This window comes from Marinitoga sp. 1135 (assembly GCF_013363245.1).
In the GTDB taxonomy this organism is placed as follows: Bacteria; Thermotogota; Thermotogae; order Petrotogales; family Petrotogaceae; genus Marinitoga; species Marinitoga piezophila.
This window is the reverse complement of record NZ_LBEZ01000003.1, coordinates 372,034-384,724: the sequence shown is the minus strand read 5'-3', so window position 1 is coordinate 384,724 and position 12,691 is coordinate 372,034. Positions and strand designations below refer to the sequence as shown.

Sequence of the window (12,691 nt, the reverse complement as noted above, 5' to 3'; positions counted from 1 at the left end):
TCTATAAACAACTGATTATTCCCTAAAAAATAAGAACTCCGGCAGTATTTACTACCGGAGTTCTATGGTCGGGGCGACTGGACTTGAACCAGCGACCTTTTGCGCCCCATGCAAACGCGCTCCCATCTGCGCCACGCCCCGAAATCCGCACATAATTATAACATATTTTATTAAATGAGTCAATAATAGAAGGTTTAAAAGATTTAAAATTCTGGTATAATTATTCAAAAGGAGGAGGTAAAATGGAAAATAAGAATATATTTTTGAATTCTAAATTAAATATATCTCTGGCTTTTATATTTTTTTCTATGCTATATATATCTTATAGTCTAGTATTGCCTAACTTCATATCTTTTGAGATCCTTGGTGAGTATAATATTGAAATGAAAAAATTTTATGTAATTAATTTTACTACTTTTTTTGGTTTTAATTTTGGAATTTTGCTGTTTAGAATTATTTTAAATATGAATAAAGTAGTTAGAAGGTTCTTTTTTACACTGGTTGTGTTATTAAATGCATTTTCTTTTTTTGCTCCTGATTACGATTATTTTCTATTTTTAAGATTTTTAGCAGGTATGGGATTGGGGGTTTTCTGGATTTATGTCAGAATAAAAACATCATTTTTATCTGAGTATTCAAAAATAAAATTTTATTTTGGAACACTTGGACTTGTTCTTGGATATGTATTTGCTGCAATGATAAACTTAATTGTTGTTCCGCAACTGGGCTGGAGTGCAGGATTTTTAGTTCTTTTTTCTGGTTTTTTGTTATTTCCATTTAATAAGTATCTTGATACAAATATTAGCTATTTTGATAACAATAAAGAATGTAAAATATGTTTAAATTTCTTTTTCTTTTTGTCCGGCTTTGATTTTTATATATTAATTTCCAATATAAAATTAATATATTTTAATGTGTTTTCTGATTTGTATCTAACAAATCTTCATATTTTTATATTGACAGTATTATTATTAATAGGTATAAAACTTTCAAAGTATATATTTCGTTTTTTTAGCGTCTTTAAGATTATTATTACGTTGAATCTTTTGCTTATCTTTTTTTCTATTATAGGATTTTATACATCTGATAAATTGCTTATAATACTTGTAACCTTTTTGATTTTTGTTTTTCAGAGTATCTCATGGAGTTTTATTTCTCAATTTGAAAGTATAAAAGACGATGTGGAAAATTATTTGTATGCCTTTCATATGAGTATTTTTGGTGGATTATTTGCTTCATTTGTTTCATATCTTTTATATCCTCAAATAGAAAGATATATGTTTGTTTTTATTATGATTATTTCTATGGTTTTTATAATAGCTTTTAAATTCAGTTTAAAAAGCAATTAGAGGAACTATCATTTCTCTATACGATAAACCACCGTGTTTCCCTTTTAGATGAACAAAAGAATTTCCATATTTAAAAACAAAGCTATAATTATCTTTAGCAATCATTGTAAAATCGCCAATTCTTTTTTTAAAATCATTATTAAGAGAACCGCCAAAAAGATTAATTTTTTCGCTTTCTTCAATAGATAAAAGATTTCCATAATCTTTATAATTTGAATTAAAATATTCCATAAATTCTTTTTTGCTTTTGGTATAAAAATACATCATTCGCATTTCTCCACCAGGTGGAGCCCATAAATAATTGGAAATTTCATCTTCGTTGGAGAATCTTATTTCTTTTTGTAAGGGAGATTCTAGCATTCCATGATCTGCAGTTATTAATATAACAGTATCCTCTCTTATTTCTGGAGATAATTTTTTTAGCAACTCTTCTTGAAGCATTTTCAAAAACCAGAAAATTTGTGATTTATATTTATGATCTCTTGCTCCATATTTATGTCCAATACTATCCACATATGCATAATATGCAAATTGAAACGAAGTATCGTTGTTTTTTCTGTATTCCTGTAACTTATCATATATCATCCCAAATAATTCAATAGGCGATTTATATCCTTTTATGTTGCTTCCTTTATTATGAATTTTACTTAATCCACTACCGACTATATCTGAATGTGTATGTGTAAAGGTTTTAACGCCTAATTTATTTAACTCTTCATATATAGTTGAAACATTAAGCAAATTGTTTATGAAATATGGTTCATATACGCTATTTCCACCATATAAAGGAGAAAAATCAATCATATTTACCAAAGAACCCAATTCTTTAAAGTATAAAATATATCCTAAAATACCGTGTTCAGCAGGTGTTTTGCCTGTGACAATGGAGGTTATGGCGTTTGCTGTTGTTGATGGAAAAACAGAAGTTGCAGGAAAAAAATGGCTTTTATTAATTAAAGAAAGTTCATGCTTTTTTTCTTTTAATACCAGTTTAAAGGTATCATAACTCATAGCGTCAATTAAAATTAAAATTACGTGTTTTTTTGGTGAAATTGGTATAGGATAAGGTTTGTGAAAAGGTTTTCCGTCAAAATTTTTAATAATCCAATTTGAAATATTAACTATTGAATAATTATTATAATGAGGCAAAATGCCTAAACCTTCTATTTTATTATTGTATATTTCCTTTAAAATATCTCTCCACATAATAGTCTCCTTTTTAATATTTTATTGAAAAATCAGGGTAATTTTCAACAGGAATGTTTTCTTCTTCTATATCTTCTACATCGGAAAAGCCGTTTCCTTTAATTATATAGTCTTTGAAGGTTTCTAATGATTCTTCTGAAGTTCCTTCAGCAATAATTTCAACGCTTCCATCTGGCATGTTCATTACATAGCCTTTTATGCCTAACGATTCTGCTGTATGATTTACAAACCATCGAAATCCAACACCCTGCACTCTTCCATATACTTTGAATTTTTTAGCTATCACTTTAATACCTCCTTGGAATTTAAATAAAATAAGCTATGGTTCCCAGAGCGATGGTACTAAAAACAGCATAAAGAGGTTTGTTTAATTTAATAATAAAGATTATAGACGATATTAATATTAAAATAGAAAATATATTTAAAGGTAATATCATAGAATATTTTACTATAAGCCTCAATAAAATTGCAACTAAAGCAGGATTAACTCCTTTTACAAATCCAACAAACCATTTTTTATCACGGATTTTTGATTGATATTTGCTTAAAACAAACGCCAATGTCATGGGAGTTAGAAAAATTCCTAATGTTCCATATAACGCTCCAAGAAAGCCTTTTAAATAATAACTGACAAAAGTTGCTGTAATCATTACAGGTCCTGGAGTTATTTGTCCAACAATTAGAGCTGTTGTGAATTCCTTTACATTTAGCCATTGTAATTTCCTAACAATTAATTCGTCCATGACAGCTATTACAGAGTAACCACTTCCAAATCCTGTTGCACCTAAAAGGAAAAAATTATAGAACATTTTAAATATAAATGGATTTTTATAAAATACATATATGCTTATTAATGCAATGGAAATTAAAAACAAAGTCACATATAGTTTATTGCTTTTTGGGACACGTCTTAAATGAATATCTTCTACATGTCCTTCTTCTTTATTTAAAATCATACCCAATAATCCAAATAATAAGATTACGTATATAACATTTATCTTTAAAAACAATAACATTAAAAATGCTGAGATGGTGAAAACATATGAGATTTTTTCTTTAAAAACACCTTTAGAGATTTTAAAAAGTGCATTGGTAATAAATACAAGAATTAAAGGAATAAACATATTTGTTAGAAATTCAATATATGGTGTATTTCCGTATTTTATATACCATTTTGCAAGTAAAATCATTAAAAGAAATGAGGGTGTTATAAAGGTTATTACACCAAGTATTGCACCCCAGAAACCGTATAACTCAGCTCCAACAAAAGTTATCATGTTCACGGCCATAGCTCCTGGTAAAGGAGAGATAGAAGCAACTGCATTTAAATAAAATTTTTGTGTGATATATTTTTTTTCTTCAACAAGAAGTTTTTTTACATAAGCTAAAACAGAAAAACCACCAAAACCAATTATTCCAAGATATAATGTGATTTTCATCCATTCTAAAATCTCTTTGTGATGTTTTTTCATAAATACCTCCTGAAATTAATATATATTTTGCCATAGTATTTTACCATTTTTAAAATAAAATCGTCAAATTTTAGCTTTTTTCTGGTATACTATATAATAAGAAATAAAAATTTTGAAAGGGGGAAGTTTAGTGAAAATAAAAAAACTAACATTCTCAATGGCGTTAATGCTATTATTATCTATACTGGTAATAGCAAATCCAACAAAACCGCTGTTTATAAACAGTTTTGAAGAAGGGGTAAGTGTAATAAACTTTGAAAATCCAATGGCTCCACAATTAATAGCTTCATACCCAAGTATTATAAAATCAAAAAATATTCCTGTTTTCTTTGATTCTAAAGTAACTACGTTTTATAAAAATGACGAATATATAATCATTGGGTTAAAATCCGGAAAAGTTTATTTTATTAATTTAACCAATGGAAATTCAGAAGTATTTTCTTTAAAGGATTATCCAACACAAATTAAGGAGTATAATGGAAAAATATATGTTTCTGTATATAAAAATGAGATTATACCTTTTGAAATAAAAGAAAATAAAGTGGTTAAGGAATTAAGAATAAATTCAATTGGTGAAACATATGATTTTGCATTTGCAGGAAATTATTTATATGTTGCTGATGGAATAAAAGGGTTGGCAATATATTCAAAGAGTAATGGTATATATAAATATATGAGGCATTTAAAAACAGGTGGAGATGTTCAAAAGATCTATATAGATGGTGAGCACTTGTATACTCTTGATGGTGCAAGTGGTATTTCAATATTTGATATATCCTTTAAATTGTTACCATTTTTAGTAAAGAGTGTTGATACAGGTGGAGGAGCTAATGCAATATTAAAACATGGAAATTATTTATACGTTACTGACAGATGGTATGGTCTTGAAGTATACAATCTAAACGATATAAACAGTCCAGCAGTTAATAAAAATAAGAAAGATAAAATTCAACCTATATATAGGCATTATACACTTGATACACCTATAGATCTTAAAATTGTTGATAATGACTTTTTAGTAGTTACAGATAACTGGGGTGGTCTTGAAGTATATAGCCTTTCCAATCCTGCAAAGCCTGAACTTGTGAAGATATATAATAATCATACAGACCTTCAAGGGCTTTATGTATCAGGTAATTATCTTTATGCATCAGATAAAAAAGATGGTTTGATTATCTTTGATATAAGCAATCCTGAAAATCCTGTTGAAATTTCATCGAAGAAGACGTTAAACCTTAAATTTTTGCCTCGACGTCTTGAAAAAACATTAAATGATGCAGTAAATGTATTTTCAAAATATAATTATGCTTATATTGCAGATAGACAAAATGGTTTTACAATTTTTGACATTTCAAATTTAAAGGAACCTAAAGTATTATCCAATTATATAGACGTTAAAGAAAATAACAATGTAATTCTTGGCTATACAAATAATTTTATCATTGAAGGAAATAAAGCATTTATAGCAGATGGATATAAAGATCTTGTAATTCTTGATATAACAAATAAAGAGAAACCTCAGATTTTATCAATTAACAGAGTAACAGGAAGAAGCATGGATGTTGCTAAAGTAAATGATTATATATTCCTTGCAACAGATGATGTTGGATTTGAAGTATTTAAGTTTGATGGTAAAGCAGCTGAAAGAGTAAAACCAAAATTTAGAATAAATGGTTTTGCAAAAGATATAGAAGTTTCAGGAGATTATGCATATGTGGCTGTTGACTGGAAATATAAATTGTCAAATTCAACAGTTATTCCAGCTGGTAATCCAGGCGTTTATAAAATAAACATTTCAAATCCTGAAAATGTATCAATTGAGAAGGTATTTTCTTTTAATAATCAGGGTGTGAATAAAGTTAGAATCTTTAATAATATAGGGTTTGCAGCATTAGGTGAAAATGGATTTGTTATTTTTGATACAGTAAATGGTAATATAATTTCCAGAGTTAATACACCTGGAATAGTAAAGGATTTATTTGTAAAGGATGATTACCTATATGTAGCAGATGGGAAAAATGGTTTAATGATATTTAATATTACAAATCCTGGTAATCCTGTATTTGTAAAAAAGATTTTCTGGATGACATTTGGTAATATAAATTAATAATTAGTTTGAGGGGGTATAACAATGGATAACTCAAAAGCTATAGTGTTATTTGAAAATGATGACCACAAATATATATATCTTGGAGTAGAAAAGAATAACCTTGAAGGGATATTTACAAATCAGTTTTTAATAATTCACAAGGGAAAAGGTGTTTTGCTTGATCCTGGAGGAGTTCATGTTTTTCCAAGGGTGCTGGCAAATGTATCAGAATATATTGATACAGATGATATTATAGGTGTATTTTATTCACATCAGGATCCAGATGTATCCTCTGGTATAGCGTTGTGGAGCTCTACATTAAATAATGCAAGATTTTATGTTTCAGCATTGTGGGAAAGATTTTTACCTCATTTTGGTGTTTTTGATTCATCGTCTCTGGTGCCTTTAGAAGATAAAGGGGGTAAAATTGAATTTCCAGATGGTGCTTATCTTGATATAATCCCTGCACATTTCTTGCATTCTCTTGGTAATTTTATAGTATATGATCCTATTGCAAAAATATTATTTTCTGGAGATATTGGTGTTGGAGTTGTTCAGCCATCTGAAAGTAAGTATTTTGTAGAGAATTTTGATGACTACTCAAAACATATGGTAGGCTTCCATCAAAGATACATGGCTTCAAATATTGCAGCAAAAAAATGGGTGTCCATTGTATCAAAACTTGATGTAGAAATGATGACACCTCAACATGGATTATTGTTTAAAAAGAGGGAATATGAGCAATTCCTTGATTGGTTTAAGAATTTAAAATGTGGAGTAGATTTAATAGATGATATATACGGGATGTGATAGTTATGTCGGATAACAATAGATCCTTAAAAAATACAATTGAAAAATTAGCCCAGGGAATATATCATGAAAATGTTTTAACATCATTTATAGAAAACCTTGACGAGGTATTGGGAGACAGATTTGAAACAGCAAAGGACGTAACTGAACAGGTTGGTAATAAGATTATAGAAACAATTGAAAATACCAATCATATTGCTCATGAGATTGAAGAAATGTCTAAACGCAGTTTCGATGAAAAAGAGGAAATATCTAAACTGAATCAGAGTATAATAGAAAAGTTAAAGAATATAGGTGGAAACCTTGAACAGGTAAAAACAGATGTAAATGAATCTATAAATATGGTATCAGAGGCATTAAGCAGTTTTGATGAAGTAATGGAAATAACAAAGAATATAAATAAAATTGCCAGAAAAACAAATATGTTATCTATTAATGCCTCAATTGAAGCTGCAAAGGCAAAAGAACATGGAAGAGGTTTTGCAGTGGTTGCAGAAGAAATTCAGAAATTATCGCAGGAAACAAATGAAAGTGCCAAACAGATAAATGAGAAGATTAATTATCTTTCTCAGGAGATAAAGAATGTTTTGGAAAAGATTAATTATATTGCAGAATTGTTTGGTGTGGTAGCAGGGGTTACCGAAGGTTCTCTTGAAATTCTTGAAAAAAATGAGAGATTTTTAGAAGAGCTGGTTAATAATCTTCAATCCAATACATTAATATTGGAGGATAATATAGGAAATCTTAATATGTCAAAAGAAGATATTATGGATCTTATAAATACTATCTCTATGCTAAACTCAGTTATAAAAAATGTTTTAATGATGCAAAAAAAGATAAAAGATATAAAAATATAGTGGCTCTCTTAGAGAGCCACTTTGTTTTTCAATATATAATAATTATTTATCCAGTTTATTGTATCTTTCAGTGAAGTATATATACTTCGAGGATTATAATGTAGAATTTTTTTTGCTTTTTCACTGGAAAATTTATAATATCCAGTTAATGTATGAACTGTATAAGGGCTAAAAATGAGGTTTTTATTGGAAAATAGATGATGCAAAACACTTCCGTATGAAATAATGTAAGAATTCACAGGGGAGATAAATTTAATTTTTTCATTTTTCTCCGTAATAGAGTTTAGATATTTAAAAAATCTTCTCATGCTTATATTTTCACCACTTAGAATAAATTTTTCATTTTTTTTATTGAGCTTTGATGCAGCAATAATCCCATCAACTACATCCCTAACATCTACAAAGTCAAATACTCCATCAACACAATATCTAATTTTTCCATCTAAAAAGTCTTTTATTACTTTTCCTATTTCTGAAAGCTTATAATCATATGGTCCAATAACGCCACTTGGGAATAATATTTTATAATTAATTTCTCCTTTTTCACCTGCTTCAATAACCTTTTGCGTAGCGATAGCCTTTGACTTTCCATATGCTCCTGTGGTTAATTTAGGCGAAATGGGTGTTTCTTCGTCTATCGTAGCTCCACGTTCTATTTCTGCAAATGCATGAACAGAACTTACATAAATCAGGTCTTTGATATTATGAAATTTCATAGCATTTAAAATATTTTCCACACCGCCTATATTTACTGAGTATACCTTTTCATTTTTCCAGGGTAAAATGGAAATTATTGCAGCAAGATGAAATATTTTGTTGACTCCTTCTGTTGCTTTTAGCACATCATCTTTATTTCTAATATCTCCATAGACAATGTCCATATCCATGTTATTAAAAATACTTATATCTTCATCCGGTAAAACGAAGATACGTATTTTTTCTCCCGTTTCATATAATTTTTTTACCAGTACATTTCCAATATGCCCGGTGGCTCCTGTAATTAAAATCATAAAATCCCCCTCCATAAGTTTAAAAACTATCTGTATAAACTTATTATTTTTTCAAATCCTTTTTCAATGATTTCAAAATCTTCTTTAGATACTTTTTTCATAAAATCTTCGAAAATTAATTTGAAATTTTCTGTTGTTTCATTAAAAACATTTTTCCCTTTTTCTGTTAATTCTATTAGTATAACCCTTCTGTCGTCTTTTGATCTGTTTCTTATAACATATTCCCTTTCTTCAAGACTGTCTATAATATTTGTAACGTTGCTTTTGGTTGTGCTGAATATTTCAGCTATCTTTGCCATTTTTTGAGGTCCTTTTAGTCCAAGAAAAACAATTATATAAAATTCTATAGTTCTTAATTTTTCTGCTTCTGAAAAATTTGATATTATTTTTGTGAAATTGGACATAAGATCAAATAACATATTTAAAATATCCTTTTCTGAAAGTTGCATATTAATCACCTCTATAGTTGTAATTTTTTATAATCAATTATTTAGACTATTAAATTTTAAAATAGTTCAAAAATTTAATAATTTAAAAATAAAAAATAGGGCATTTTACAAATGCCCTATAAAATCTTTTATTTTATATCTTTTGTTTTCCAGCGAATATATATTAGGATTCCATTGCTATATGTAATTTCAATTTTTTCATTTTCTGTTATATTGCTTATTCCTATGGGATTATTAAAGTATAATATTCCATTTTCTAAAGGATATTTAAAACCTTTTAAAGTAATATTATTGCTTTTTTCAGTAAGTGAAAGAATAGACCATGTTTCTCCAATAGAAACTGTTTTTGAGAATTTTTTGGATATTCTGGATATTTCGATAAACTCTTCTTCAAAAATAATACCAATATCCCTGTATTTTGATAATAAGAATAAAGCTCCTAATATATGGTCAAGACGTTCACCGAGAAACGCTGAAACAAAAATATTATCAGCACCTTTTTCAATAGCAAATTTAAAAGCGAGATCAATATCAGTAAAATCCTTTTCTGGCAAATATTTTATTATTTCAACACCATTTGATTCAGCCCATTCTATGCTTTCCTGAGATGCAGAATCAAGATCTCCGATTAAATAATCAGGTTCAATATGGAGTTTTTGAAATATTTCAATGCCTTTATCTACAGCTATTAATATATCCGAATTGTCTATTAATCTTTTATAATAACTTAAATCACTTTTTTGTTCTCCACCTGAAATTATAAATGCGTTAATTATCTTCACCTCTTTTTATTAGATTTTTGTATTTATTTATTGTTCTTCTTGAAACTTTTATATTTAATTCCGAATTTAATAATGATGATATTTTGCTATCAGAAAGATTCATATGTTTTTTTATAAAATCGAATATAATTTTTCTGGTGTTTTTCTGGGAGTCTTTTGTATTAAATATAACAGAAAAAGGGAATATAATATTATTTGTATTCATAAAATATTTCGTTGAAACAATTCTACTCATTGTGGAAGGTGAAATATTTAGATGATTTGCAACTTCACGTATTCCAAATTTCCTGGGATTAATATTTTTTAATAAAAATTCATTATTTGTATCAATAATAAATTGTGCCAGTATTTCCATGTATTCTTTTCTTTTTTTCAATGAGCTTTTTAATAAAGAAAGTTTTTCCATTTCTTTTTCAATATATTTTTGGGTTTTTCTGTCATTTAATTTTTTTAGATTATTTAAATATATTTCGTCAACTTCTGGAAGTTCAGGTATATTTATTTCCCAGATTATTTTATTTCCCTTCTTATAGAAAATAATATCTGGAGATGAATTAATATATGAAATATTGTCCAGATTTTCCAGAGAAGATAACGGCAATCCAATTTCACCGCTTTTTTTTCGTAATTCAATGGCTTTTTCCAATGATTCTTCTGCAAAACCTGTTGGACCTAATTCCTTTAGTGTATACAATAATAAATTTAAATCTTTTTTAGATATTTTAAGTTTTTTAAAAAGTTCTTTTTTCGTAACGGATAAAATGCCTTTGTTGTCTATATAATTAAGAATTTCTTCTCCAGCCTTTTCTAAATGATCTGGTATAATTGCAAGAAATATAGGTTTAATTTTTTCAATATAACTTATTTTTTCGCTTATTTGTTCTGTTATATATTCCATACGATCGAGACTATATAATTCCATATCGTTTTTTTCAATTTTTAAAAATACATTTTCAAGAATCAGATTATTTACCTCTTCTTCTAATTTTGATAAAGGCATCTGTATTATGTGTAAAGCTTGAATTTGTTTTTGAGTTAATAATTGTTTTTGGCCAAGTTTTTGCAATAATTTGCTTTTATACATTCAGTACCTCCGATATAGCTTTATATAGATTTTTTGCAATATCAAGAGGTGTTGTATAATATTCAGTAATCTCATCGCTTATAATTTCTGCTGTTCTTCCAGAAAGATAAGAAGCAACAATACTTGCCTCCATTACATCAAGTCCTTGAGAAACCAAACCTGCAATAATACCCGTTAAGAGATCACCACTTCCGCCTTTTGCTAAAGCTGTATTACCTGTAATGTTGAAATATGTTCGTTCGCCGTTAGTAATAATTGTTGTAGCATCTTTAAATACTATAGTGGCTCTTTTATGTTTTGCAAACTTTTCTGTGTATTCGTAATTCTGTCTTATATTAATTTCATCTGTTCTTACAATTCTTTTCATTTCACCAACATGAGGAGTTAATACTATATTTTTTCTTAAACTTAATGAATCAACTGCATATAATGCATCAGCATCAACGACAATAGGTACTCTTGAATATTCAACTACATTTCTTACAAATTGCATGGTTTCATCAGAGCGTCCAAGACCAGGTCCTATAACAATAACAGAAGCTTTTTTGAGTTCTTTAGAGATTAAGTCAAAATCTTTTAAAGAGAATTTGTCTTTCATTAATGATTTATATATAATTCCCGGTTCATGATTTAATACATATGAAGATAATGGTGTAGGAGTAATTAATTTAACAAGTCCAGCTCCAACTTTTTGAGCTCCAATTGCAGATAAAATAGATGCACCAGGAAATTCAGAAGAACCGGCTAAAATTAATACATTTCCATAGTCATATTTTTGAGAAAATTTAGGTCTTTTGGGAAGTAATTTTTTTACCATTTCTGGTGTTACTAATTCCCTATGGGAAATATTGAATAAACTTTTTGGAAAAGAAAGCGGAGCTACTTTTATAGTTCCGGAATATTCTCTGCCTGGGAAGAATATATGTCCCAATTTAACACTGCCAAAAGTAATAGTTTTATCGGCTAAAATAGCGTTTCCCATTATTTCTCCAGTATTTGCATTAATCCCGGAAGGAATATCCACAGATAATACCTTTCCACGTTTAAATGTGTTTATTATATCAATAACGCCTTTAATTAAATCATTTGTATTTCCATTTAAACCAATACCAATTAAACCGTCAATTATACAATCTGCAGTGCTAACATGATTTTTGAAATCAACATTAAATTCAAAAAAGTCTAAGAATCCAAATTGTTTTAAAGTGTTTAATTGCTTTTTAAATAATCTACTACCTTTATTTTCATCACCTATAATACATACCTCTATGTTTTCATATCCTTCATTGTGTAGAATCCTTGCTGCAGCTAAAGCATCTCCACCGTTATTTCCAGTTCCAACCATAAATAATAAATGGGAATTTTTATTAAAGTCTTTTTGAATTTCACCAACAATGGCCATGGCAGCCTGTTCCATTAATACTTCTTCTGTGATTCCAAAATCTGTTGAAGTTTTTTTATCAATTTCTTTCATTTCAGTTGAGGTTAAAACATGCATAGAAAAAGCCCCCTTTTTGGATGGTATAATTTAGGTCTCAATTTAATTTTACCACATAATAAAGACTAAAAAAAACCCGGGAAAT

General features: G+C 28.1%; 12 protein-coding genes and 1 tRNA gene. 4 read left to right on the top strand and 9 right to left on the bottom strand.

What is annotated here, in order from left to right:
- Positions 1-65: 65 nt before the first annotated feature.
- Positions 66-141: transfer RNA gene (locus XO10_RS03265), tRNA-Pro, on the bottom strand.
- Between the two features lie 101 nt (positions 142-242).
- Between XO10_RS03265 and XO10_RS03260 the strand changes: the two genes are divergently transcribed.
- Positions 243-1,349, top strand: coding sequence for a hypothetical protein (locus XO10_RS03260; protein WP_014296148.1), 1,107 nt, complete (start codon positions 243-245; stop codon positions 1,347-1,349).
- Here XO10_RS03260 and XO10_RS03255 read toward each other — a convergent pair.
- From XO10_RS03255 to XO10_RS03245, 3 genes are read right to left on the bottom strand one after another with little or no spacing between them, the layout of a single operon-like run.
- Complete coding sequence (locus tag XO10_RS03255) at positions 1,335-2,555, bottom strand: alkaline phosphatase family protein (RefSeq protein WP_014296147.1); 1,221 nt, start codon at positions 2,553-2,555, stop codon at positions 1,335-1,337. The two genes, XO10_RS03260 and XO10_RS03255, sit on opposite strands and share 15 nt — an antisense overlap.
- 13 nt (positions 2,556-2,568) lie before the next feature.
- Positions 2,569-2,841 (bottom strand): acylphosphatase, encoded by a 273-nt coding sequence (locus XO10_RS03250; protein ID WP_014296146.1) that lies wholly within the window; start codon positions 2,839-2,841, stop codon positions 2,569-2,571.
- Positions 2,842-2,860: 19 nt separating this feature from the next.
- Positions 2,861-4,027 carry a chromate transporter gene (locus XO10_RS03245; protein WP_075780372.1) on the bottom strand — a complete coding sequence of 389 codons (1,167 nt, stop codon included), beginning with the start codon at positions 4,025-4,027 and terminating at the stop codon, positions 2,861-2,863.
- 130 nt (positions 4,028-4,157) lie between these two features.
- Between XO10_RS03245 and XO10_RS03240 the strand changes: the two genes are divergently transcribed.
- Genes XO10_RS03240 through XO10_RS03230 form a run of 3 tightly spaced genes read left to right on the top strand, consistent with a single transcriptional unit; the run spans position 4,158 to position 7,783 of the window.
- On the top strand, positions 4,158-6,134 hold the full coding sequence (locus XO10_RS03240; RefSeq protein ID WP_014296144.1) for a hypothetical protein: 1,977 nt from the start codon (positions 4,158-4,160) through the stop codon (positions 6,132-6,134).
- Positions 6,135-6,158: 24 nt separating this feature from the next.
- Complete coding sequence (locus XO10_RS03235) at positions 6,159-6,926, top strand: MBL fold metallo-hydrolase (RefSeq protein ID WP_014296143.1); 768 nt, start codon at positions 6,159-6,161, stop codon at positions 6,924-6,926.
- A gap of 5 nt (positions 6,927-6,931) precedes the next feature.
- A complete protein-coding gene (locus XO10_RS03230) occupies positions 6,932-7,783 on the top strand; it encodes a methyl-accepting chemotaxis protein (RefSeq protein ID WP_014296142.1) in 852 nt (283 codons plus the stop codon).
- Positions 7,784-7,791: 8 nt separating this feature from the next.
- On the opposite strand, the gene XO10_RS03225 is transcribed toward XO10_RS03230, so the two are convergent.
- From XO10_RS03225 to XO10_RS03205, 5 genes are all read right to left on the bottom strand, one after another.
- A complete protein-coding gene (locus tag XO10_RS03225; protein ID WP_014296141.1) occupies positions 7,792-8,793 on the bottom strand; it encodes an NAD-dependent epimerase/dehydratase family protein in 1,002 nt (333 codons plus the stop codon).
- Positions 8,794-8,819: 26 nt separating this feature from the next.
- Entirely contained in the window at positions 8,820-9,242 is a 423-nt protein-coding gene (locus XO10_RS03220; RefSeq protein WP_014296140.1) for a MarR family winged helix-turn-helix transcriptional regulator, read from the bottom strand.
- Positions 9,243-9,370: 128 nt separating this feature from the next.
- Positions 9,371-10,024, bottom strand: a complete 654-nt coding sequence (locus XO10_RS03215; RefSeq protein WP_014296139.1) for a thiamine diphosphokinase — start codon at positions 10,022-10,024, stop codon at positions 9,371-9,373.
- Positions 10,011-11,108 carry a hypothetical protein gene (locus tag XO10_RS03210; protein WP_175421116.1) on the bottom strand — a complete coding sequence of 366 codons (1,098 nt, stop codon included), beginning with the start codon at positions 11,106-11,108 and terminating at the stop codon, positions 10,011-10,013. The genes XO10_RS03215 and XO10_RS03210 overlap by 14 nt, the downstream gene beginning before the upstream one ends.
- Entirely contained in the window at positions 11,101-12,606 is a 1,506-nt protein-coding gene (locus XO10_RS03205) for an NAD(P)H-hydrate dehydratase (RefSeq protein WP_175421115.1), read from the bottom strand. The genes XO10_RS03210 and XO10_RS03205 overlap by 8 nt, the downstream gene beginning before the upstream one ends.
- Positions 12,607-12,691: the final 85 nt, after the last annotated feature.

Bases quoted from the DNA above. Each gene is read 5' to 3' on its own strand.
- XO10_RS03230 (WP_014296142.1), top strand. From the start codon at position 6,932: ATGTCGGATAACAATAGATCCTTAAAAAATACAATTGAAAAATTAGCC.
- XO10_RS03245 (WP_075780372.1), bottom strand. From the start codon at position 4,027: ATGAAAAAACATCACAAAGAGATTTTAGAATGGATGAAAATCACATTA.
- XO10_RS03210 (WP_175421116.1), bottom strand. From the start codon at position 11,108: ATGTATAAAAGCAAATTATTGCAAAAACTTGGCCAAAAACAATTATTA.
- XO10_RS03235 (WP_014296143.1), top strand. From the start codon at position 6,159: ATGGATAACTCAAAAGCTATAGTGTTATTTGAAAATGATGACCACAAA.
- XO10_RS03225 (WP_014296141.1), bottom strand. From the start codon at position 8,793: ATGATTTTAATTACAGGAGCCACCGGGCATATTGGAAATGTACTGGTA.
- XO10_RS03260 (WP_014296148.1), top strand. From the start codon at position 243: ATGGAAAATAAGAATATATTTTTGAATTCTAAATTAAATATATCTCTG.
- XO10_RS03220 (WP_014296140.1), bottom strand. From the start codon at position 9,242: ATGCAACTTTCAGAAAAGGATATTTTAAATATGTTATTTGATCTTATG.
- XO10_RS03255 (WP_014296147.1), bottom strand. From the start codon at position 2,555: ATGTGGAGAGATATTTTAAAGGAAATATACAATAATAAAATAGAAGGT.
- XO10_RS03205 (WP_175421115.1), bottom strand. From the start codon at position 12,606: ATGCATGTTTTAACCTCAACTGAAATGAAAGAAATTGATAAAAAAACT.